The 22,147-nt window shown below is 41.0% G+C and carries 22 protein-coding genes, 1 pseudogene and 1 riboswitch; of the genes and pseudogenes, 6 read left to right on the forward strand and 17 right to left on the reverse strand.

Annotated elements, in window-relative coordinates; genetic code table 11:
- Positions 1-67: 67 nt before the first annotated feature.
- The 6 genes and pseudogenes from M44_RS14675 to M44_RS14700 all read right to left on the reverse strand — a co-directional run bounded on the left by M44_RS14675 (position 68) and on the right by M44_RS14700 (position 6,878).
- Positions 68-1,177: a sugar ABC transporter substrate-binding protein gene (locus M44_RS14675; protein ID WP_010174716.1), complete on the reverse strand. Its 1,110-nt coding sequence runs from the start codon at positions 1,175-1,177 to the stop codon at positions 68-70.
- A 276-nt stretch (positions 1,178-1,453) separates the two neighbouring features.
- Positions 1,454-2,544, reverse strand: a pseudogene (locus M44_RS23565) (sugar ABC transporter substrate-binding protein).
- A gap of 4 nt (positions 2,545-2,548) precedes the next feature.
- Positions 2,549-4,081 (reverse strand): response regulator, encoded by a 1,533-nt coding sequence (locus M44_RS14685; protein WP_010174722.1) that lies wholly within the window; start codon positions 4,079-4,081, stop codon positions 2,549-2,551.
- Positions 4,059-5,519 (reverse strand): sensor histidine kinase, encoded by a 1,461-nt coding sequence (locus M44_RS14690; RefSeq protein ID WP_010174725.1) that lies wholly within the window; start codon positions 5,517-5,519, stop codon positions 4,059-4,061. The genes M44_RS14685 and M44_RS14690 overlap by 23 nt, the downstream gene beginning before the upstream one ends.
- On the reverse strand, positions 5,516-6,493 hold the full coding sequence (locus M44_RS14695) for a substrate-binding domain-containing protein (RefSeq protein WP_010174727.1): 978 nt from the start codon (positions 6,491-6,493) through the stop codon (positions 5,516-5,518). Before M44_RS14695 ends, M44_RS14690 begins: the two co-directional genes overlap by 4 nt.
- Positions 6,494-6,605: 112 nt before the next feature.
- Positions 6,606-6,878 (reverse strand): hypothetical protein, encoded by a 273-nt coding sequence (locus tag M44_RS14700; RefSeq protein ID WP_010174729.1) that lies wholly within the window; start codon positions 6,876-6,878, stop codon positions 6,606-6,608.
- A 208-nt stretch (positions 6,879-7,086) separates the two neighbouring features.
- Between M44_RS14700 and gnd the strand changes: the two genes are divergently transcribed.
- The 3 genes from gnd to M44_RS14715 all read left to right on the forward strand — a co-directional run bounded on the left by gnd (position 7,087) and on the right by M44_RS14715 (position 10,779).
- Positions 7,087-8,487, forward strand: coding sequence for a decarboxylating NADP(+)-dependent phosphogluconate dehydrogenase (gene gnd / locus M44_RS14705; protein ID WP_010174731.1), 1,401 nt, complete (start codon positions 7,087-7,089; stop codon positions 8,485-8,487).
- 428 nt (positions 8,488-8,915) lie between these two features.
- Positions 8,916-9,746 (forward strand): aldo/keto reductase, encoded by an 831-nt coding sequence (locus tag M44_RS14710; RefSeq protein WP_010174732.1) that lies wholly within the window; start codon positions 8,916-8,918, stop codon positions 9,744-9,746.
- Between the two features lie 130 nt (positions 9,747-9,876).
- The gene (locus tag M44_RS14715; RefSeq protein WP_010174733.1) at positions 9,877-10,779 is read left to right on the forward strand and encodes a cupin domain-containing protein; all 903 of its coding nucleotides are present in this window, start codon (positions 9,877-9,879) and stop codon (positions 10,777-10,779) included.
- A 246-nt stretch (positions 10,780-11,025) separates the two neighbouring features.
- Here the strand turns inward: M44_RS14715 and M44_RS27090 are convergent, their stop codons facing one another.
- On the reverse strand, positions 11,026-11,193 hold the full coding sequence (locus M44_RS27090) for a hypothetical protein (RefSeq protein WP_010174734.1): 168 nt from the start codon (positions 11,191-11,193) through the stop codon (positions 11,026-11,028).
- A gap of 26 nt (positions 11,194-11,219) precedes the next feature.
- Entirely contained in the window at positions 11,220-12,038 is an 819-nt protein-coding gene (locus tag M44_RS14725; protein ID WP_010174736.1) for a hypothetical protein, read from the reverse strand.
- A gap of 300 nt (positions 12,039-12,338) precedes the next feature.
- On the opposite strand from M44_RS14725, the gene M44_RS14730 reads away from it, so the two are divergent.
- A complete protein-coding gene (locus M44_RS14730; protein WP_010174738.1) occupies positions 12,339-13,538 on the forward strand; it encodes an MFS transporter in 1,200 nt (399 codons plus the stop codon).
- A 158-nt stretch (positions 13,539-13,696) separates the two neighbouring features.
- Here M44_RS14730 and M44_RS14735 read toward each other — a convergent pair whose 3' ends face one another.
- From M44_RS14735 to M44_RS14755, 4 genes are all read right to left on the reverse strand, one after another.
- Positions 13,697-13,888, reverse strand: coding sequence for a hypothetical protein (locus M44_RS14735; protein ID WP_010174740.1), 192 nt, complete (start codon positions 13,886-13,888; stop codon positions 13,697-13,699).
- Positions 13,889-13,892: 4 nt separating this feature from the next.
- Entirely contained in the window at positions 13,893-14,042 is a 150-nt protein-coding gene (locus tag M44_RS26405) for a YvrJ family protein (protein ID WP_010174742.1), read from the reverse strand.
- A complete protein-coding gene (locus M44_RS14745; RefSeq protein ID WP_010174744.1) occupies positions 14,035-14,559 on the reverse strand; it encodes a sigma-70 family RNA polymerase sigma factor in 525 nt (174 codons plus the stop codon). Before M44_RS14745 ends, M44_RS26405 begins: the two co-directional genes overlap by 8 nt.
- A 256-nt stretch (positions 14,560-14,815) precedes the next feature.
- Positions 14,816-15,232, reverse strand: coding sequence for a protein-tyrosine phosphatase family protein (locus tag M44_RS14755; protein WP_010174745.1), 417 nt, complete (start codon positions 15,230-15,232; stop codon positions 14,816-14,818).
- A 183-nt stretch (positions 15,233-15,415) separates the two neighbouring features.
- Here M44_RS14755 and M44_RS14760 point away from each other — a divergent pair, with 183 nt between their 5' ends.
- The gene (locus M44_RS14760) at positions 15,416-16,432 is read left to right on the forward strand and encodes a DUF3231 family protein (RefSeq protein WP_237705303.1); all 1,017 of its coding nucleotides are present in this window, start codon (positions 15,416-15,418) and stop codon (positions 16,430-16,432) included.
- A 50-nt stretch (positions 16,433-16,482) separates the two neighbouring features.
- Here M44_RS14760 and M44_RS14765 read toward each other — a convergent pair whose 3' ends face one another.
- The 4 genes from M44_RS14765 to M44_RS14780 are packed head-to-tail and all read right to left on the reverse strand — an operon-like array spanning position 16,483 to position 20,206.
- Complete coding sequence (locus M44_RS14765) at positions 16,483-17,676, reverse strand: M20 family metallopeptidase (protein ID WP_010174749.1); 1,194 nt, start codon at positions 17,674-17,676, stop codon at positions 16,483-16,485.
- Between the two features lie 15 nt (positions 17,677-17,691).
- A complete protein-coding gene (locus M44_RS14770) occupies positions 17,692-18,513 on the reverse strand; it encodes a MetQ/NlpA family ABC transporter substrate-binding protein (protein WP_010174751.1) in 822 nt (273 codons plus the stop codon).
- A gap of 12 nt (positions 18,514-18,525) precedes the next feature.
- Positions 18,526-19,176: a methionine ABC transporter permease gene (locus M44_RS14775; protein ID WP_029326913.1), complete on the reverse strand. Its 651-nt coding sequence runs from the start codon at positions 19,174-19,176 to the stop codon at positions 18,526-18,528.
- Between the two features lies 1 nt (position 19,177).
- Complete coding sequence (locus M44_RS14780; protein WP_010174755.1) at positions 19,178-20,206, reverse strand: methionine ABC transporter ATP-binding protein; 1,029 nt, start codon at positions 20,204-20,206, stop codon at positions 19,178-19,180.
- 101 nt (positions 20,207-20,307) lie between these two features.
- Positions 20,308-20,420: riboswitch (SAM riboswitch) on the reverse strand.
- Positions 20,421-20,580: 160 nt separating this feature from the next.
- On the opposite strand from M44_RS14780, the gene M44_RS14785 reads away from it, so the two are divergent.
- Positions 20,581-21,057, forward strand: a complete 477-nt coding sequence (locus M44_RS14785) for a DUF4188 domain-containing protein (RefSeq protein WP_010174757.1) — start codon at positions 20,581-20,583, stop codon at positions 21,055-21,057.
- Between the two features lie 70 nt (positions 21,058-21,127).
- Here M44_RS14785 and M44_RS14790 read toward each other — a convergent pair whose 3' ends face one another.
- Entirely contained in the window at positions 21,128-21,868 is a 741-nt protein-coding gene (locus M44_RS14790; RefSeq protein WP_010174759.1) for a TMEM164 family acyltransferase, read from the reverse strand.
- Positions 21,869-22,147: the final 279 nt, after the last annotated feature.

Genomic DNA, 22,147 nt, shown 5'->3' on the forward strand with positions numbered 1-22,147 from the left:
TCCCTTTCATGCTGATAAGTAAGAAATAGTGATAGACGAATCCATCACTATTTCCAGAAACGGCTACTTACAGACCAGAGAACTCGCTCTCTTCATAGTATCCTGATTCAATTAGCTCTTGTTTCACGTTCTCTTGATCTACCACAATGACATCTGTTTGCTTCGCATTCACGTCCACCGCACCATTGTTGTAAGAACCTGTTGTTTCAGGTGTGTTCCCGTCAAGTACGTCTACTGCCATTCCAATTGCATCTGTTACTAGAGTACGAACATCTTTAAATACCGTCATGGATTGCTTTCCATCAATGATATATTGAATGGAAGCTTTCTCAGCATCTTGACCAGAAATTACATAGCTTGATACTTCAGGGTCTTGAGCGAATACGTCAGCAATCGCACGAGATGTCCCATCGTTTGGCGCTAATACCGCCACATCCCCTTTTGCATCTGCTCCAACTGCTGTTAAATGAGTTTGGGCTTTATTCTTTGCTTCATTCGGATCCCAGTTCGTTGTAACTTGACCTAAAATTTTGCCCATTTCGTCACGCGTTAATTCCGCTTTGTCTTTTAAGCCTTCTGCTTCACTAGAGTTCGCGATAACAAATGTTCCATCTGCAATTTTAGGTTGAAGTGTTTTCCAAGCTCCTTCGAAGAATAGGAATGCATTGTTATCAGAAGAAGCTCCTGCATATAGGTATAATGGAATGCCGCTACCTGAAGCATTATCCACTAAGTACTGAGCTTGAGCAGCTCCTACTGCAATGCTATCAAACGTTACATAGTAATCTACCGCTTCTGTTTCTGTAATCAAACGGTCGTACGAGATGACCGTCACACCATCTTTTTTCGCTGCTTCTACTGCTGCTCCCGCTGCCGCACCGTCATGAGGAGCAATGATTAAAACATCAATACCTTTATTTAAAAGTGTTTCAACATTTTCTTTTTCTTTTGCTGAAGAACCTTGGCTGAATAGAATCTCCGTAGTATAATCAGAATCCGCTAAGGCATCTTTAAAACGTTGCTCATCTTGTACCCATCTTGGCTCATCCTTTGTTGGTAAGACAATTCCAATACTTACTTCCCCGCCACCAGATGTACTGCTGCTACATCCAACAGCACTTACGACAAGCATCATGATGAAAAATAAAACAGGAATAAATTTCAGTTTTCCTTTCATAAAGCGCACCCCTTTTTTTTGTTGGCTCTGTTAAACAACGCTGTTGATTTCCGCAACATTTTTTAACAAAAGCCTTTTTGTTTTTACAACTCAACTATATCAAGAGGGGTATTACATGAAAGCGTTTACTTTTAGTTATTTTTTTAGTTTTAACTGGAATTTTTTAAGGTGAACTAGTAATAGAGAGCGACCGGAATCAATTACAAAGGACTAGATGTTTCAATCTACTACTCTAGAAAAAAAGACGCCAGATATCCTGGCGTCCCGCTGTTATTCCTATTCACTTAACCCTTTAAACACATCTTCCTCGGAATGAAATCCATCTGCAATGATGGTCTCTTGAATGTTATGCTCATATACCGCGATAGGAGAAAGGAGTACAGAAGGTACATTCATCTTTCCGTTATTCACATATTCCGTGACTTCTATCTCTTCACCTGCTGCAAGCTGAACCGCAAGCTTCGCCGCTTCACGTGCAAGGGATTGGATCGGCTTATATACTGTCATCGTTTGTTCTCCTCTCACAATGCGCTGAATAGCCGCTAATTCAGCATCTTGACCTGCTACTGGTACTTTTCCTAAAAGACCATACTCTAAAAGCGCAAGGGACGCTGCACCCGCAGTCGCATCGTTCGCAGCAATCACGGCATCTATTCCTTCTGGATTAGCTTCTAAAGCTTCCTTCATATTATGGTAAGCGTTCGTTGGAACCCAATCCTTTGTCCATTGATCATATACAACCGAAACATCTCCCGCATCAATGTAGGATTTAAGAATTCGGTAGACCCCTTTTTCGTTAAGTGAGCATTATGGTCCGTTTCCGCTCCCCCTATATAGACATATTTTCCTTTAGGAGCAACAGAGGCAATGGCCTCCGCTTGAAGGCGACCTACTTGTTCATTATCATAAGACACATATAAATCAATCTCGGCATTTTTAACTAACCGGTCATAGGCAAGAACTTTCACTCCTGCCGAATGGGCTTTTTTCACAATAATGGCTGTGGATTCCGCGTTATGAGGGACAATGACTAGAACATCTATCCCACTTCGAATGAGGGATTCTGCTTGAGAGATTTGCAAAGCATCATCTCCGTTCGAGGTCTGAATATCCACCTCTGCTCCTAACGCTTCGACTGCTTCTTTAAAGTACGTCCGGTCCCTTTCCCACCGTTCCTCTAGTAAGGTATCCATGGAGAACCCTATCTTCATTGGACCTGGCTTCAAAACCATTTCTTCCACCTTTTGATCCACCTCAGACGTGGCTGCTTGTTCCGCCGGCTGATTCACACAGCCACCAGCTAGCAACGCAATGAAAAGAATAAGCAAATTGCGGAATGGTCGTTTTACTCTTATCCCCACTCTCATCACCTTACCCCTTTACACCCATTAGCGTTTTTCGGTATTCCTTTGGTGTTACTCCATAAAGCTTTTTAAATACTTTACTAAAATAATTAGGATCCTGATAGCCTACCTCAAAGGTAATTTCTTTCAAACTTTTCTCTCCGTCTGTCATAAGTTTCTTCGCCTTCTCAATACGGCACTCTGTCAAAAAGGTAATATAGTTAATTCCTAGCTGATCTTTAAATAGTTTACTAATATAGATGGGGCTAAGATTGACCTTAGCCGCAATCCCTTCTAATGATATGTCTAAGTGAGAGTTATCTATAATATATCGTTTGATTTGTTGAATGCTATCATTCTCTAACTGCTCATAGTACTCCTCGTATACTTGCTGTAAAAGCTGAAGTAAAAGGTTGGTTTCACGCATAAGCTGTCCATACGAGCGCACCTCTGCCGAGTATAATGGCGGCTCCGCCTCTATCCCTAACTCGTGTAATACTCGTGAAGCGATCCACAGTAGTTCGAGAACACGCTGCTGTGCATGATTAAGGTTTGTCTGTTCTTGTTCAAACTGGTGAATGAGCTTAACGAGACTGTCTGACACTTCTGTCCATTGCCCGTTACGAATTTGTTCGAATAGTCTTTTCTCCATCTCTTTATAATCACGGTTACTGCCCCCAGCACTTACTTCAGGCAGGTCGGAGTAAAATCGAAAGCTAACATGAAGGGATGTATCCTTTGTAGCAATTAATGATTCCTGGTAGGATTTTCGAATCTGTTCAAAACTGTCATAACAGTTACCAATTCCGATAAACCACTTTTTTCTTTCTCCTTGAGGGGCAAGAGCTAAAAGTTTTCGTGCAAGGGTAATAGCTTGAGAGCGAAAGGATAGACTCCTATCACGCATCACAATAATCGGTAATTGCCTTCCGTATAGTGCCCCCACATATCCTGCATCTTGAACGTGCTCTTTTATCTTTGTATAAAAATGCTCTGAACCTTTAGGAATGAGAAGACTCATAACAAATTTCTGCCCATCTCCTTGTATGCCAAGTAGCTCAATTAGTTCCTCTACTTGAATGCCATGAACATGGTCAAATAATAGCTGGGTAACAATATCCGCCTCCATGATAGGTAAGGCCTTTTGCCATGCTTGTTCCTTCAAGGACCGCTCACGCCTCTGTGCCTGCTCCGCTTCAATTTCTCCCATCACTCTCGCTACAGTTTCAATGATCTCACTTTTTTTGCTTGGCTTTAATAAATAATCCTTCACCCCTAGCTTCAAGGCTTCATGGGCATAATCGAATGTGGCGTACGCAGTAATCATAATATATTTAATAGTCGGATAGCGTGAATGTAAGTGCTCAACCGCTTCTAACCCACTCATACCTGGCATCTTAATATCCATAAAAATGAGTTCTGGCTGAAAGGCTTCTGTCATCTCAATGGCTACTTTTGCATTTTTTGCCTGCATAATTGTTAAGCTCGGGAAGTTTCTTAATAGAATGGTACTTAGACCAATGCGTTCAATTTCTTCATCATCTACAATCAGAACCTTCATCGTTATCCTCCCCCTTCATCGGAATCATGAGAATCACCCTTGTGCCCTTTTCGCGGTCACGCTCAAACAGTAGGATGTTCGTCTCGTTATAAAACAATCGTAGGCGATTGACTACATTACTCATTCCAATCCCTGTAGAATGCCCTTCTGTGTCCCGTGATTCCCCTTCTAATATGGCTCTAATATTCTCCTCTGATATTCCGTCTCCATCATCCTCTATTTCTATTCTAATTCTCTCGTTTTGCCGATACACACGAAACCAAATATGTCCGCCATCCTCGTTCGGCTCAACAGCATGAATGACAGCGTTTTCAACAATGGGCTGAAGCGTTAATCTTGGGATTTGGACTGATAGGCAGTCTTCTTCAATGTCCATATGGAAGTGTAGCCGATCGGTGAACCGTGCTTTTTGAATGTCCATGTATTGCTTCAGTACATGGACTTCATCTAAAAGGGTAGTAGACTTATCTAATCGCTTTAGATTATAGCGAAGGAGCCCAGCCACGCTTACTAATAAGTCACTTGTCTCTTCTGATCCTTCTAAATACGCTTTTTTGGAAAGGGTATTTAACGTATTGTATAAAAAATGCGGATTGATTTGACTTTGCAAGCTAATCAACTGACTTTCTTGAAGAAGAAGCTTATTTTGCTGAAGCTCTCGCTCAAGCTGTGCTTTTTGCTTAATTTCAACTAAGTAATTGTTAATATTAATCCTCATCTGATCAAACATTTTAGCTAAAAATGAGATCTCATCATCGCTTTTGACTTCAATCTTTAAATCAAATCGACCCTTAGATAACTCTATGGCGGCCTCTGTTAACTGCTTTACAGGACCCGAAATTTTTCTTGAGAACCAGTAGGTAGCGAGTACTAGTAGTAGAGTAATGAGAAGAAACATCCAAACACCTAGTATCCTAAGCTCTTCTGATTGTTCAATTATTCCTCTATAGAACGAATCATACGTCTTTAACTCTTGATCAATTAACGTTAAGGACATCTCAGACAAATATTTCGAAATACGAGTCGCCTCGTTAAACGCCTCTACATAATCCTCTGAGTCTTGCTTCGTTCTAAGCGTCAGCGTACGGTCCGTCGAATCAAGTAAGCTATCCATAAGATGCTCGTAGTTCGTTAGAGTGAAAGCGTTTTCTTCATGACGAAAGCCTTCTATTTGGTAGCGAATTTGCTTGATTTGATCTTTGCTTTCATTTAAGCGAGAAAGGTTGTCCACGGATGGGGTAAGCAAATAGTTATTAAGGTCCGTGATAATTTGAGAACTATCCGTCGCCACTTGATTCATCAGTAGATATCGTTCCAAAATATCATTATATTGATCTTGCATTTTATCATTATAAAAGGTTAAGGATGTCCAAATGGCTGCCATAATAAATACAACGACTGTTACTAATAACCAAATCTTCTTTTGTAAGCTTGTCATTTTTCATCAGGCACCTTTACCATTTGAATGTCTGTTAAATATCCTTCCCAGTTTAAGGGAGCTGTTTCGTTTCGCAGCAGTTCCATCATGAGCCCGACGCTAATTTCTCCCATATCCTGAGGAGATTGTTCGAGGATGCCATCCAGCTTCCCTTGTTTTAATAAGGTTAGGGATTCTGGCGTATCGTCAAAGGAATAAATAAAATAGGGTTCAATTTTCGATCGACTTTCGATTTCTCTTACCATGTCCCCCGTTAGGTTCGCATCAACCGCTAGCCAGCCTTGAATACCCGGATATTGATTCAGCACCTCTTTTGTCGTCTGCCGAATCTCTTCTCGTTTTATAACGGTCTCAAATTCAATCAACTGGATATCTGGGTATACTTTCAAAACATCCTTCATCCCGTTCAATCGTTGCTCCTGATAGTAGTGCCGGTCGCTACTGGTCATGAGCACCACTTCGCCTAAGCCGCCCATATCTGAAACAAGCTCTTTCGCCATTAATTGTCCAGCATAATATTGATTAGATCCCACATAGGTTCTTCTTAAACTATCCTCAAGAGGAATATCATTTGCTATCGTGATAACAGGGATACCATAGGAAGAAGCTTTTGTTTTAATCAACTCCGCAAACTCTTCTGTTTCTAATCCCTGCACAATCACTCCATCCACTTGGGAATAGATAGCAATCTCCATATTCTTTAAAAATTCTTCCTCATTGCTTCCGTAGCTTCCCCAGACTTCTAGAATGGCCCCTTCCTCCATTGCTTTTGTACTAGCACCATAGGCTACCTTATCCCAAAACGGCGTTTCTAACTCCTGGGTAATTAAAACCAATCGAATTTGATCGTCGTCTTTCTTTTTCTTTTGGGGCAACTGCCAATCGGTTTGAAACACATGAACAGCAGAGGTTAGGGTGAAATAAAAGAGAATACCACATACGATACTAAGAAGAGTGATGATGACTTTAGGCACACGGCTCGTCTCCTTTTCAAACTTTACTGATAATTTTATTTTATCATAGAGACGATGCCGCGAGATAGAAAATTTGGGAGAGTGAGAGGGGGATTCTGAGGGATATTGCCTACTAAAGAATCATTAAGATTCCAAAACTTATGACCCATAACATGGGGACTAAACTCACCCATATCGCTTGTTGCTCATTTTTTCTAAGCAAAAGCCACGAGAGAATCGAACATAAGATAACGGCAGCAGGATAGATGGTGATGATCAAGACAAATAGGCTATTCCATACACCTACTCCCCCATCAAAGCTCATAAAGGACAATCCCCAAATTGCCACCCACGGAATAAACGTAAAAAAATAGAGACATTGTAAACTAATCAGGTAGATTTTCAACTGACTCCCTCCTTTATTATGTATATATTCAATGGAATGAATGGTCATGATTGATTAAATGAGGGATTTTCATTCACATTTCTGTGTCTGTACTAGGGTTCGTCTTACTTTTAAGCCTATTTGTATACTATAATGATATAGATTAAGGAAAAGATCTCCTTTACCTGAGGTCTTTTCCTAAAATACTTCTTTAAAGGAGCATCACCTTATGTTAAATACTATCGGGGTTATCGGCCTTGGCGTTATGGGTAGCAATATTGCTTTAAATATGGCGAGTAAAGGGGAAACCGTTGCTGTCTATAACTACACGCGAGACCTTACGGATCAATTAATGGAAAGAAGAGACGATCACGCTCTTCATCCATATTACGAAGCACAGGATTTCATCCAATCCTTAGAAGCACCGCGAAAAATCTTTATGATGGTAACAGCCGGCAAAGCGGTTGATTCTGTTATACATTCTATTCTTCCTTTCCTTGAAGAAGGAGATATTATTATGGACGGAGGAAACTCCTTTTATAAAGACAGTGAGCGTCGATACGAAGAGCTACGCGACAAAGGGGTTCACTTCCTAGGGATCGGTATTTCTGGTGGAGAGGTAGGAGCTTTAACGGGACCTTCCATTATGCCCGGTGGAGATAAAGAAGCGTATGATGAAGTGGCAAGCATTTTAACGAAGATTTCGGCTAAAGTAGACGGCGAGCCGTGCTGTACATATATTGGACCTAAAGGAGCTGGCCATTATGTGAAAATGGTTCACAATGGCATTGAATATGCTGATATGCAGCTCATTACAGAGGCGTATACCTTTTTACGTCAAAACGTAGGGCTTTCCATTGAAGAAATTGCGGAGATTTTTGATACATGGAATCAGGGGGAGCTTCAAAGCTATTTAATTGAAATCACGGCTAGCATTTTAAAGAAGAAAGATGAAGTAACCGGTGCTCCAATGGTCGATGTGATTTTAGACAAAGTCGGTCAAAACGGGACAGGTCAATGGACAAGCATTCAAGCTATCCAGGACGGAATCCCCTCTACTATCATTACAGAATCCTTATTTGCTCGCTATATCTCCTCTTTAAAGGAAGAGCGTGTTCAAGCAGAAGATCTATTACACGGACCGAGTGGGGAACGCGATGAGCTAAACAAAGAGAAGTGGATTGAATATGTTAGACAGGCTCTTTATATGGGGAAGGTTTGTGCTTACGCACAGGGATTTGCTCAGTATAAAAAGACGTCTGAACTGAATGGATGGAATCTTCCACTAAAGGATATAGCACTTATTTTCCGAGGCGGCTGTATTATCCGTGCCCAGTTCTTGAACGTGATCAGTCAAGTGTACGGAGAAAACAGCGAGCTTGCAAACTTACTCGTATCTCCATTCTTTGCTGATAAAATCAAAGACTATCAAAAGGGACTGCGTAACGTTGTATCAACAGGTGTCCTAACAGGAACAGCCTTCCCTTGCTTAAGTTCTTCTTTAACGTATTACGATAGCTATCGTAAGGGTGAGTCCAGCGCAAGCCTACTACAAGCACAGCGTGACTACTTTGGTGCCCACACGTATGAACGGAAGGATATGACAGGAAAGTTTCATACAAATTGGTAGATGGTTTAGAGTAAGTCATGTAGGTGACTTGCTCTTTTTTAAAAGGAAAGATGAAGGCTATGAGCTAGATGTTTTTCCTAATTGCTCAGATGACGATGAACATACTGAGTTTTGACTGTTTTTTATCCAAAGACCTGATTATCCTCACTTTGTCTTTTCCTCACACGGCGCGAAACATACCTGACTTTGTTTTATTTGAACTGGTTCGTTCAATTGCATGACCAGTAGTACCATTCCCTTTTCGAAACACAGATAAAAATGAATGGCTAGATAGCGAATTTCTTGTAAATGGAAATATAGTTGGAGTATTCTACAATAGGTACTTCAAAGTTCCTACTTTACACTATTATTACTGAGGTTCATAATCAAAGGTACTCATTCAAATGGATGAGGTTTGACAATTTTACTAATAAGGAGAAGTGAGTAGAATGGTACAAGCTTTAACTTTAAATAATGGGATAGAAATGCCCGAGATTGGCTACGGCGTGTTCCGTGTAGAGGAAGGATCCGCATTAGAAGATGCTATCGTAACAGCGATTAAGCTTGGTTATCGCAGCATTGATACGGCGGCCATTTATGGAAATGAAGCAAGTGTTGGAAATGGGATTAAAAAAGCCATTGAACAAGGTCTTGTAACACGTGAAGAATTGTTCGTTACATCAAAAGTATGGAACGACGGGCTTACGTTTGATGAAACCATTGCGGCCTATGAGGAAAGTCTTGAAAAGATGGGGTTAGAATACCTTGATTTATATTTAATTCACTGGCCTGGAGACAACAAGTACTTAGAGCCGTGGAGAGCCCTTGAATCTCTTTACAAAGAGAAACGCGTGAAGTCTATTGGGGTTAGTAACTTCCAGGTTCATCACCTTGAAGATTTACGAGAGAACGCAGAAATTACTCCGGTTGTGAACCAGATTGAATTGCACCCTAAATTAATCCAAGAAGAAGTAAGAGCGTATTGTCAGGAGCATAACATTCTTGTAGAGGCTTGGTCTCCACTTATGAATGCCGAGCTTTTATCCGATGAGACAGTAGGAAAGATTGCTTCTACTCACGGAAAATCCGCTGCACAAGTAATTTTACGCTGGGACCTTCAGCAAGGAATTATCACGATTCCAAAATCAATGACCCCTTCACGTATGGAAGAGAATATCTCCATCTATGATTTTACTCTTTCAGAAGAAGAATTGGCGCAACTAAATGCGTTACATGAAGGACGTCGTATTGGTCCGAATCCGGATGAGTTTGATTTCTAAATTTACTTCATACTTTTGCATCCGCACGAGCATATGGCTGTGCGGATGTTTTGTTTATAAAATAGTGAGATGATTTTCCATTCCCGGGCATAAAATATGTTGATAAACCTATAAAGGGGATGAATGGAGAATGTACAACACGGCAGGGAACGGCTCATATCCTTATCATTCAGTGGGATACCAAGTAAATGAAGCCTATTCGTGGGAGCAAGTCGAACAGCCTTTAGAAGCACTGCAGCATGCTATCCATCACGAAATGACTTGTGTTGATCGCTATTATCGACTATCGACCGTTGCACCGAATACACAACATCAGCAGCAGCTAGTCTATTTAGTAGAAACCAAAAAGGCACAATTGAAACAGTTTACTGATTTATATATCGCTTTAACTGGAACGGAGCCTCAGTATTATCGATATCAAACACCTTTTACAAGCTACGGGGAAGGGTTAGAGCAAGCGTATCAATCAGAGGTGTATGGCTATCACTATTATAATAGGAGCAGTACGACGTCTACTCACCCTACTGTTCAGTATATATTTCAGGCTGCTGCTAGTGGAGAAATGGAGCATATCGCACGTGTGGATTGGTTACGGGCTGAAGTATCCAATGGCTCCTCAGATTTCGGAGGAAAGCCTTTTGTTTTTAATATTGATGAAGCCACTACCTCTAACGATACATACCGAACAGCGGTATGGACAGGAGAGCACCTCCAAGTTACATTAATGAGTATAGACGTTGGAGATGATATTGGACTTGAAGTTCATCCAACTACAGATCAGTTCTTAAGAATAGAAGAAGGTCAAGGTCTTGTTCAAATGGGACCAACTCAAGATAATTTGAATTTTGAAGAAATGGCGTTTGATGATTATGCTATACTCATTCCAGCTGGCACGTGGCATAATGTGACAAATACAGGGGATATCCCGATGAAATTGTATGCTATCTATGCCCCACCTGAGCATCCTTTCGGGACTGTTCATAAGACGAAGGCTGAAGCGATGGAAGCGGAAAGAAACCCTTATTATGGCTAGGTAGTAGAAGAGGTCGCGAGGGCGGCCTTTTTTTATTGGATTGCTTTTTATACGCGTGGGGGGATTTGCCCATAAATGACGATCATTTGCCCGTAAGCCGTTCAAAATTGCCCGTTATAGATGGAATCTCTGTCGATGTACGCTTCATATTTATTGTTATTCTTTTTAGGATAGGCAAAATACACGTAGCCATTGTCCTTTACAAGCTTCTGTTCTATGATCTTTTGTAAGTGATCTCGAAATTCTTCAAGAGAGAATATAAAAAATAAAAAGCAAGTCGTACTCTTTCTCTTGAATAGAGGAATCATAGGTTACCTCTGAAAATCCCTCTACTCCTTCTGGAAGGTTTATGACTAGTTTGTTCGGATACTTCGCAAAGTTGAGCTTATCGCTAACACTTTTTGTTGAGTTCATCCACTCTCACCTTTCCTAATTACCTATTAAAGTCCTTCTACAATGCGTTGTTTCTTTTGTTGAACGGTTTGAAGCTCTTCCGAATTGGTGCGGTATTCTACATCAAGCTGATTTATGATTTGAGCTACATTTCGATACTGATCCTTTGTTTGCTTTAAGGATTCTGTGATTTTTCCTTGAACGATAAAGTCCATAAAAAATCCATCAAAGAAAAAGTCCGCAAACACTAGCAGACCAGATATGTCCATCGTAAGGTCCGTTCGCTCATTCACATCCACTAATTCTTTTTGAAATTCTCTCATTCGCTTCTGCGCTTGATGAAGATGGTGCTCAGCCTGGTCCATATGCTGATGCTTGACTAAACCAGAAACCGTTCCACCCCCGAACATATCAAGTGTTCCCCAGGATTCGGCCTTCTCTAAATCGCTAATGGCGTTTGAGAGCGCCACTTGTACTTGCTCCCCTACCTTGATCGCCTCTTCTACCTCTTTGACATAAGCCTTTAATAGTCCTTCTTTCTCACTTAAAGCAAATACTTCTTCAGTATAGACCGTATCAGTAGATTTAATCAGACTCTCTTTTTCTAGTAAAATGTCTTGATACGCTTGTTCTGCAAATTTGACGCTATCTAGTTTTTTAATAAGCTCGGTAATCTCTTCATCTATCTCTTTTTTTGTACGCTCCACTTTTTCAAGTTGATGACGTGCAACGACTGCTTCTTCTTTTTCTTTTGAAAGCTTCTCATCCTTTTTCCCCGTGACTGTCGCGAAGAAATTGGTTAGCGATAAGCGCTCAAGCTTTTCTACATCTCTTTCTTCCGTCTCAACACGCTTTCGTAAGTCCAATAATCTTTGTTCGATGCTTTCTCGTTCACTATCATAATCCTTTAATTGTCTCTCATATTTTTCTTTTTTTCGGTATTTTATCTTTTAAATTGATAATCTGTTCATTGATATCGGTAAACATCTCCATGCCTCCCAGAAGTTCTTATATCCTCATTTACGAAATAGGTAGTGGAAAGTTTCAGATTATTTTTACAGAAGCACCTTCTCCTGACTACTCATTCATCTGATTCCCAACAAACTAGCAGAATATGTGGTATGATAATCTAATTGTATTTGAAGAATAGGAGAGTAAAAGACATCATGAATCATACGTTATCAACGCGCCACTGGCTTCTTATCTTTACGTTAAGCTTATTAACTTTTGTACTTGGCACGAGCGAGTTTGTAATTGTTGGGATTTTAACAGAAATCTCTTCTAGTCTAGGGGTGACCAATGCGAAGGCCGGGACGCTTGTTTCTGCTTTTGCGATAACATTCGCGATTACGACGCCACTTGTCATGTCTGTAACGAGTGGGTTTCCTAAGCGTAAGTGGATGTTATCACTCATTGGCGGATTTATTTTATTGAATGCCCTTTGCGTCGTTACGTCAAATTTCTCCGTGCTTATGGTGCTACGGATGCTATCAGCCACTGTAACCGGCGTTTTGATTTCCCTTGCTATGATTGTTTCAAGCGAAACGATGCCAGCACCGAAAAGGGGGATAGCCATTTCCTTTGTGTTTGGTGGTTTTACCTTAGCCAATGTGGTAGGAGTTCCAGTTGGGACTGTCATTGCTCAAAGCTTTAGCTGGAACGGGACCTTCGTTCTTACCACCCTGCTAGGCGCTTTAGCATTTAGCTTCTGCTATTTTGTGTTACCTAGTAAGCTGAGTCAGGCAAAAAGCTCGATGAAAGACCAGCTTCCTTTGCTTGCTCAACCGAGAATATTGCTTGCCTTCTTTATTCCAGCATTAGGTTTTAGCGCAACATACGCCGTCTTTACGTATTTAGTGCCTATTCTAAAAGAGATGGGGATACCCGGTGGTTCCATTAGTCTCGTTTTGTTAATTTATGGATTTATCTCGATTTTCAGCAATATTTTAGCAGGGAAAATTGCGAGTCACAATCCTATTGGAAGGCTGCGCTGGGTCTTTCTTTTACAAGCTGTCGTCCTTATGAGTCTATTCTTTACAACAGAGCATCTCATTCTTGGACTTGTAAATATTGGAATCATGTCCTTGATGGCGATTCTCTTGACTACGTCCACTCAGCTGTATTTAATTGACTTAGCTAACATGTATCAACCGAAAGCAACGGGGCTTGCTGCCTCCCTTATGCCGGTCGCAAGCAATGTTGGAATTGCCTTAGGCTCTGCACTAGGAGGCCTTGTGTACCATGCCGGAAACTTATCATTCGTACCGTGGGTTGGTGGAGTTCTTGCTATAGTAGCCAGCGCGTTAACCTTCATCAGCTTTTACTTTGATCAAAAACATACGAGAACAGAAAACGTCGCCATGTAAGCGAGGTGGTGACGGTCTGATGCTCTTTATTGCTAAAGGTCCTAGCTCCCCTTGAAAACGTACATCTCAAAATGAGCTAGGACATTTGCGATCGATAAAAACATGCTCTTTAGACGCCTATACGGCTGGTAAAATCGTGAGGTTTCTACAGAATCCTATTACCTTTTCATCATATCAAAGAAGCTTGGAAGGTCCTCTACATTCTCCTCTTTCACCTTTTTAAGCATCTTCAAATATAACTCCTGCTCTAAGTCCTTCCGATGCTCAGGAGGAGTTTGTTGTAGCGCTTTTCTAATAGAGGGTCTCAATTCTACCATTAACTCCTCCAATAGGATTTGTTTGTCTACCATACCTTCACCCCTCATTTCGAACGACTGAAGTTAATTCATGAATCTCATCTTCAAGTCTTTCTAAACGTTTTTCAAATCGATGCAGCAAATACACCGTCATGACTATTGGAAACCCAACATTGCCAATCATCTCAATAATGGTTAGCTCATCCAACTTTTAATCGCCTCCTTAATTTTTTTAGCGCTGATTGCCTTGTTTTCGATACTGCTTGCTGAGAGATTCCAAATTCTGATGCAATCTCCGTGTCCTTCATGTCCTTTATATAGGCGTATTCAAGCGTTCGCTTTTGATTTTTCGTTAGTAGCTTCATCGCTTCCCAAACATCCTGACGATCTAGTACATCCTCTAAATGTAAGGAATGCTCATAATAGGAGGGCGTTTCTCCTACAATCCACTCCTTATACGTTTCCATGTTCTCATCCTTAATTGGCGCATCTAACAGTAAGCTATATCGATTTTCATGCTGTCTTCTTCGTTTATCATAATCCATAGCCTCAAAAGACAGGCTTTTTGCAAAGTATGCAATCATTTTTACTTTCACATAATACAACTGAAAATAGCGGTTCAAGATTTCTTCATTGGATTTTGTTGGACATTTTCTATACAGTGCGTAGGCAGCACGTCCTTTTTCACTTTCAAGAAAATGCACCATGATAGGATTAGTTGTCATGATACTCACCTCTCAGACGGAATGAAGTAGAAAATATACGAATATATGTTCGGTTTTTAGGTAAAAAAAGAGATTGTTTGTTGGGCTTACTATATAAAGGGGATTCCTTGGACAAAATTACAACCTATTTTTTACATTGATACGTTCAGTATAACAGGTTTCGACTAGGAGGATGGACGGATTTTTCAGGGAAAAAGGAAAGGTCGTCCCGTTCTATTTGGACGACCACGACCTTCCCGAATTGTATAGGTTACACCTATTTATATAGTCTTTCCAAAACTTCTTTCATTTCAGGCTTCACGTTAATTTTAGGTCGCGCTGCCTTCGCTAATTCTTCAGCTTCTTCTATTGAATGAGCTTTGTCTAGTGCTAGTAATGTACCAATGGCAACTGTTCCTGTTCGGTTACTTCCACCTTGACAATGAAAGTAGACATTCTGCCCTTTGTTGTAAGCGTCCACCACTTGATCAATCGCCGCTTTCACTGTTTCATCTTGTCGTTCTTCGTCATCGACAATTGGACTATGAACTCGGTTGTACAGTGAATCTGTCACATCGGATTCTGCTCGTAAATCAAAGGACACATCGATCTTCTCTTCTTTTATAACATCTTCAAAATCATCGGCACCACCGATAAATATTCTACCTTCAATAAGTTCCTGATACTTTTTCATCTGACGATTTTCCTCCTATGTGTACCCGTGTAGGTTCATGTGAATCCACTTTATTTTGACTTAATCGTACGAGAGATACAACTTTCTTGTTTAGGATTTTTGTAAAGAAAGCATAAAGAAATAGGAGTTAGAAACACTAAGAAAAAGAAACGTCTATGGGGACATGACGATTGAGGTGAAGGCATGAATCATATGAATCAGCAACTAGAAACGAATGGGTCCCACATTAATTTAACCGCAACAGAATTATCCAATGTGTGGGCTTCCTATTTGAAAAATAGTATGGAACGTAGATTCTTTGAATACTTTTTAGCCAAAGTGGAGGACGTACGGATCAAACAAGTGATAGAGAAAATGTTAGCCAAGAATATAAGCAATATGGAAGAGTTGACGGTGTTTTTTCAAGAGGAAAATATTCATATTCCACGAGGGTTTACGGAAGAAGATGTCGCGGTAGGGGCAAGTAAGGTTTTTTCTGACACCTTTATGCTGTACTTTTGCTATGACATCACAATGCTATCGATGAGTACATATCCTAGCGCGTTAAGTGATAGTTCAAGGAATGACATACGGGCACATTTTCAAGGGTGCTTAGAATATTCCACCCATATTCAGAATGAACTAACCGACCTCATGCTGTCACTCGGCGTGTATTTAAAATCACCACAAGTGACAGTTGATAGTCAGCTGGATTTTGTTGGACATTATGTGTATTTAAACGGGTCGATAGGCGAGCCTCGTCCGTTAAATACAGCTGAAATTGCCAATCTCACAAGAATTCTACATCGAGCTAACTTTTCCAAGATGATATACGTGTCGTTTAGTCAGCTGGCGAAAACGAAGAAACTAAAAAAGCATTTTAGCAGAGGGCGTGATGCTCTTCAAAACGTCATCGACATGCTCGACCCTATTTTAAAGGAAGAGGATATTCCACTATCAGCATCAGGTGATTATAAAATGTATGATGTGGAGATGCCACCTTTTAGCGAAAAGTTGATGCTCTTTTTCGTCAACACCTGTTTAGGAATGTTTTGCTTCACGATGATTAGTCAAGCGATGGCATCGAGCTTGCGTTCGGATATTTTGTTAGCACTGAACCAAATCACTAAGGATATGAAAAAATTTTATGGCTCAAGCTTACTCCTTACGATTCAAGAGCAATGGTTGGAGCGTCCACCGCAGAGTGTAAATAAGAAATAAAAACATTTCAGGAGGCAAGAGTAAAGGTGTACCCACTCTTGCCCCCTGGTTTATTCGAGATATGTTTGATGTTCTTTTTTTATGTCTTCTAACAGCTCTTGGTTTGTAAACAAATCTAGTGCCGTTAAAGCAAGTGCTTTAGCTCCTTTTAATAGAGCTGCATCCCCTTTGGGCGAGGCTGCTGCTTCTCTAAATTCTACAGTATGGGCAACTAAGGAACTCGGCCCAATTTTAATATAGGGATGGATAGTTGGGATCACTTGACTGACATTCCCCGCATCCGTTGACCCTATCCCTTGCTCACGATCTTGGTATTCTTCCCCCAACTGTTCAATTCTTTTCCGAAACACTCCGTCAAACTTTGGTGTTCGGTGAAAGTGATCGACTCCGTTTTGGATGCGTGTCATCTTCATGGTCGCTCCGCAGGATAAAGCAGCGCCTTCTGCTATTTGAAAGACGCGCTTTGTTATTTGATCACAGGTTGAACGATGGGCAGCTCGAATAAAAAATCTGGCTCTTGCATAATCAGGAACAATATTGGGTGCTTGCCCCCCGTCTAAGATGATGCCGTGAATTTTCACATCAGATGTGACATGTTGACGCAGTGCATTAATTCCGTTATACAACTGAATAACCCCGTCTAATGCATTTATACCGGCTTCTGGATTGGCTGCCGCATGAGCAGGCTTACCAAAGAACTCAAAGTCAACTGGATCTACCGCAAGTGAGGGCGCCGTTCCACTGGTGATTCCTAAAGGATGCACCATCATACAAGCATCTAAATCTTGAACGAGTCCGTGCTGAACAAACGTTGCCTTAGCACTTCCATTCGGCCCTCCTTCCTCAGCAGGTGTTCCAAGGACGACCACTTCCCCTCCTATTTGATTAATCACTTCACCAATCGCAATGGCAGCAGCCACACTCGTTGTGCCAATGATATTATGTCCACAAGCATGACCTAACCCAGGTAGCGCATCATATTCTGCTAGAAATCCTATACTTGCTCCAGGTTTAGTAGACTTCTTCCTAGCGATAAATCCAGTCGGGTGTTTTAGAATATCACGTTGGATACCAAATCCTGCTTCTTCTAAAATAGATGTCAATAATTCAGAAGCAAATACCTCCTCATTTCCTATCTCAGGATGCTGATGAATTTTGTGACTAGTCTCAATATACAATGCTTGATTATTATCAATCGATGTAAAGATAGCTGATTCTAATTGGATGATGGTACTAGCTAGCATGGTCGTCTTCACTCCTTACCATCCGATTTGCTCTAGAGGTACAAACGTTGGAATAAGAGAATTGTTGTATACTTCGTTTATATGATTCGCTACATCTTGTTGCTGATAGATTTCTACAATTCTTTGGAACACTTTATTATCCACTTCGTCAGATCTTGCTGCAATGATGTTGATATAGGGTTCCGCTGTGTCATCTTCAATAAAGATGGCATCTTGAACAGGGATGAATCCTGCCTCAACCGCAACTCCATTATTTATGACTGAGGCTGCTACATCTGGAAGCACCCTTGGCGTTTGAGCCGCCACAACGGTTTCAAATGTTAGATTTTTAGGGTTTTCTTCTATAGCACTAATATCTCCATTGCCATCAAAGTCCTTTGGAAGGGTAATTAATCCAGCTGATTGGAGGAGTAAAAGAGCACGACCTAAATTGGTCTCTTCTGAAGGTAGAGCAATCGTGCTGCCATCTGGTATATCTGCTACATTGGAATACTCCTCAGAATACACACCCATTGGGGCTATAATAGTTGTTCCAATTGGTGCTAAATCTAAACTATGCTCCTTAATAAATGCATCAAAATACGAAACGGTTTGGAACGCATTTAAATCTACATCCCCATCAGCTAAAGCCATATTAGGACGAACATAATCCGCAAACTCCACTAACTCTATCTCAATCCCTTCCTCCGCTGCCTTCTCTTGAATCTTCTCCCAGATCGGAACGCCCGATCCATTCAGTCCGACCTTAATCACCTTAGATTCAGAGGTCGCTCCCTCACTGCACCCTGATACAAGTAAACTTATTAGGGCAAGTAGCCAAATCCATTTCTTTTTCATCCTTCTTCCTCCTTAATGTCTTCTAATTTTTCTTGATAATCCATTTCCAATGGTTTGAATCAGTTGCACGAGAACGACTAATAGAAGCACGGTAATGACCATGATTTCTGTTTCAAACCGCTGATAACCGTAGGCAATCGCTAAATCTCCAAGACCTCCGCCGCCAACAAACCCAGCCATGGCAGAGGCCCCAATTAATCCGATGGTCGCTATGGTAATATTGAGTACAAGAGAACTAAGCGCTTCTGGCAGCAATACATAAAGCACAATTTGCCACGGGGTCGCCCCCATTGCTTCAGCTGCTTCGACAATACCTGGCTTCACCTCTAACAAACTACTTTCTACTAACCTTGCAATATATGGACCTGTGAAAAAGACCAATGGTACTACCGCTGCAGCCGTTCCGATAGATGAACCAACAAGAAGTCGCGTAACCGGAAGAATGGCAACGAGTAAAATGATAAAGGGTATGGAACGAAAGAAATTAACGACTGAATTAAAGACAGAGAAAATCCACTTATTCTCCAGTAACCCTCCTTCTCTCGTCACCACTAAAGCAATCCCTAAAGGGAGACCAATTAAGGTAGCAAATACGAGTGAAATCCCGACCATCAATAAGGTTTCTACCGTGGCATCGACAATTCGAGGCCAAAATGTAAGCAAATCAACTTGCAATGGAAGCAACCTCCTTCACTTCAACGAATCCCTGCACATATCGGACCGCTTCCTCAATCTCCCTACTCTCTCCCCTTAATTCCACTAGTAACCGACCAAAAGGAATTCCTTGAAGCTCCGTAATCTGACCGTATAAAATATTGACCTCAATTTGAAATTCCTTCGAAAGACGAGAGAGTACCGGCTGTCCGGCTGAATCTCTTTGAAAAATAAACTGATAGAGATTGTTTAATCTCCCTTCCCCTTCGAGTTGCTGTAGGATAGACGGTGGAGTTACGTCCTGCATGACCGTCTTTACAAAGTTTTTCGTAGTGTTATGACCAGGCTGTGAAAAGATATCAAACACACTCCCTGATTCAATCACACGCCCCTCCTCCATCACAGCCACTCGATCGCACACCTCTCGGATGACATTCATTTCGTGGGTAATCATTAAGATGGTTACACCGTATTGATCACGCACCCGTTTCAATAAGGCTAAGATAGATGAGGTCGTCTCCGGATCCAAAGCTGAAGTGGCTTCATCACACAGCAGGATCTCAGGAGAAGTGGCAAGGGCCCTTGCAATTCCCACCCTCTGCTTTTGCCCACCAGATAACTGGGACGGGTAATCATTTGCTTTATGTGATAACCCGATAAATTCAAGCAATTCTCGAACTCTCGTCTCTTTCTCCTCCTGATTCACACCCGTTAGCTTTAACGGGAAAGCAACATTTTGAAAGACAGTCTTTGATTCTAATAGATTAAAATGCTGAAAGATCATGCCAATTTTCCTTCTAGCATTTCTAAGTTCAGCGTTCGAGAGATCTGTCATATTTTTACCTGCCACAGTCACCTTCCCACTAGTAGGCTTCTCTAATAAATTTACTAAGCGAATCAGTGTGCTTTTTCCAGCACCACTAAACCCAATAATTCCAAATATCTCTCCCTTTTGGATTAACAGGTCGACTTCGTCGACGGCCTTCACGCTCACTTCTATTTTTTGGTATTCCTTTGATACATGTTGAAAATGAATCATAGGTGAACTCCCTTCTTTTTCTCACACAAAAAGCCCCTCTTCTTGAAAAATAAGAAGAGGGGCTCATATCTAAATCGCTAGAATCTATGTAGGGCCTACTCTCCTTATCTTTCAAATGCACGCATTTGCTGGAATTGGCACAGTGTATTATCACATGATAAAACCCGCTGCCGAGGTATCGTAGGGCCAGTCCCTCCACCTCTCTAGATAAGAAGTAATATTATTCAATTTTGGGTATTTGTGTTAGTAAGAAGCATACTCTACTTCCCTGTTTTTGTCAAACACTTTTTCTTTTTAATTTACTTGAATGTGCTACACTTATTTTGTGAGCCGAAGAAACATAATTAGAAAATACACGTAAGGGATGTGAAAAAGTGAAAAAAGTGATGCGTGAACGTTTTACTACACCAAACTCTAAGGATGTAGTGGTTTTTATCATTGGTATGAGAATCAACAACCCTTTATCTGTACATAAATGGCTACCTGTTTTTACTGCAATGCCCGGAATGATTCGTGAACTGTACACCCACAAGGAAGAGCTTGGTTTTCTTTCCATGGAAAGCTACTTTGGACTCCGCACGACCGCAATGATTCAGTATTGGCGTACGACTGATGATCTTCTAGCTTATGCAAGACAAGAAAAGCATATGAAGGCTTGGCGAAACTTTAATCAGAAAGCAATGAACAATAGCTCCGTCGGAATCTACCATGAAACCTATCCATTGACATCTGGACAGTATGAGTCCATCTATGTGAACATGCCTCCGTATGGACTCGGAAAAGCATTTACGCCAGTCCCAGTTTCTCACCACCAACAATCTGCAGCCGAAAGACTCAACTCTACTACATAATATTCTATAATAACAAAGAGCCTAGAATTTAGAAGTCACTAGGCTCTAACACTTTATCGTTACCTCTAACTCAACTGGCCACATCACTTGTTCTCTTCCTATATCTGCGATAACTTCGCACAGCATACACAACTCCCATATTCACATACAGCACGAGTAGTCCTGGCCATAAATAAACATAATCAAACGGTATAAGACTTCCTAAAAACTGATAAGCCGGATTGGTCGGAGCAGAATACTCGATGATCGTGAAAAAATAATTCACTCGTAGTCCTGTTGCAGCCCCAACGAACAAGTTCACGACATGGATAACTCCCGTCAGAATTAAACCCGTTACACTGACTCGAATCGCTTTTTTAATAGAGGGAGCGGGATCATATACACCCCAATAGCTTGCCAATATCGGGATGGCCAGATTTAAAAAGTGAAAAAGAAAAAAGGACAACGTTAACAGAGAATAAGGCTCTGCAATAAACTCATTGCTCGGAAGAAGGAGGGCTAAAAGTGAAGCGGGCACGCATAAATAAAAGATAAGGTCTAGTAGTACGGTGTTTCTTGACGCTAATCCAATAGGAATCAGCCACACCGCCATATAACATAGGTGAAGAGGAAGTAAGGCCAGAATGGACTCCGACTTCACATATAAACAATACTGATTGATCAGTAAAGAACTCCCACTTATGATACACAAAACGTACAGCCATTTGCGTTTGTCCTTGAACCGTCTGCCTAGACGAAAACAAACCCATAGTAGTCCAATTGCAAATACATCAAGGAAAAATAAGGGGATGACTTCTAGGATTTCCTTCATTTAACACCCTCCATGCTTCCAAATAGCTAGATTACTACTTAAAAAGAATGTATGCTTTTCTCTGATAATATACCATCTATTTTTTACATAGTGAGACCAATTGGACTTCAGTCAATCATAACTTAAGTGTTACATACTAAAGTGTATTAATAAATAGGGTAATGATTAGTTTTAACAAGCATCTAACGGTAAAATAAGTAAATATAATTAAGTTCGTGCGCACGGTTGATGAATCTACCTATTTTTCATGGGATTGACATCTGTAATGAGAGGGAGAAT

This window comes from Bacillus coahuilensis m4-4 (assembly GCF_000171615.1).
Taxonomy (GTDB): Bacteria; Bacillota; Bacilli; order Bacillales; family Bacillaceae_K; genus Bacillus_T; species Bacillus_T coahuilensis.

Coding starts and splice junctions, on each gene's coding strand:
- M44_RS14735 (WP_010174740.1), bottom strand. CDS start 13,888: ATGGTAGACAAACAAATCCTATTGGAGGAGTTAATGGTAGAATTGAGA.
- M44_RS27090 (WP_010174734.1), bottom strand. CDS start 11,193: ATGAACTCAACAAAAAGTGTTAGCGATAAGCTCAACTTTGCGAAGTAT.
- M44_RS14730 (WP_010174738.1), top strand. CDS start 12,339: ATGAATCATACGTTATCAACGCGCCACTGGCTTCTTATCTTTACGTTA.
- M44_RS14715 (WP_010174733.1), top strand. CDS start 9,877: ATGTACAACACGGCAGGGAACGGCTCATATCCTTATCATTCAGTGGGA.
- M44_RS14675 (WP_010174716.1), bottom strand. CDS start 1,177: ATGAAAGGAAAACTGAAATTTATTCCTGTTTTATTTTTCATCATGATG.
- M44_RS14685 (WP_010174722.1), bottom strand. CDS start 4,081: ATGAAGGTTCTGATTGTAGATGATGAAGAAATTGAACGCATTGGTCTA.
- M44_RS14710 (WP_010174732.1), top strand. CDS start 8,916: ATGGTACAAGCTTTAACTTTAAATAATGGGATAGAAATGCCCGAGATT.
- M44_RS14745 (WP_010174744.1), bottom strand. CDS start 14,559: ATGACAACTAATCCTATCATGGTGCATTTTCTTGAAAGTGAAAAAGGA.
- M44_RS14780 (WP_010174755.1), bottom strand. CDS start 20,206: ATGATTCATTTTCAACATGTATCAAAGGAATACCAAAAAATAGAAGTG.
- M44_RS14770 (WP_010174751.1), bottom strand. CDS start 18,513: ATGAAAAAGAAATGGATTTGGCTACTTGCCCTAATAAGTTTACTTGTA.
- M44_RS14690 (WP_010174725.1), bottom strand. CDS start 5,519: ATGACAAGCTTACAAAAGAAGATTTGGTTATTAGTAACAGTCGTTGTA.
- M44_RS14755 (WP_010174745.1), bottom strand. CDS start 15,232: ATGAAAAAGTATCAGGAACTTATTGAAGGTAGAATATTTATCGGTGGT.
- gnd (WP_010174731.1), top strand. CDS start 7,087: ATGTTAAATACTATCGGGGTTATCGGCCTTGGCGTTATGGGTAGCAAT.
- M44_RS14765 (WP_010174749.1), bottom strand. CDS start 17,676: ATGCTAGCTAGTACCATCATCCAATTAGAATCAGCTATCTTTACATCG.
- M44_RS14760 (WP_237705303.1), top strand. CDS start 15,416: ATGAATCATATGAATCAGCAACTAGAAACGAATGGGTCCCACATTAAT.
- M44_RS14790 (WP_010174759.1), bottom strand. CDS start 21,868: ATGAAGGAAATCCTAGAAGTCATCCCCTTATTTTTCCTTGATGTATTT.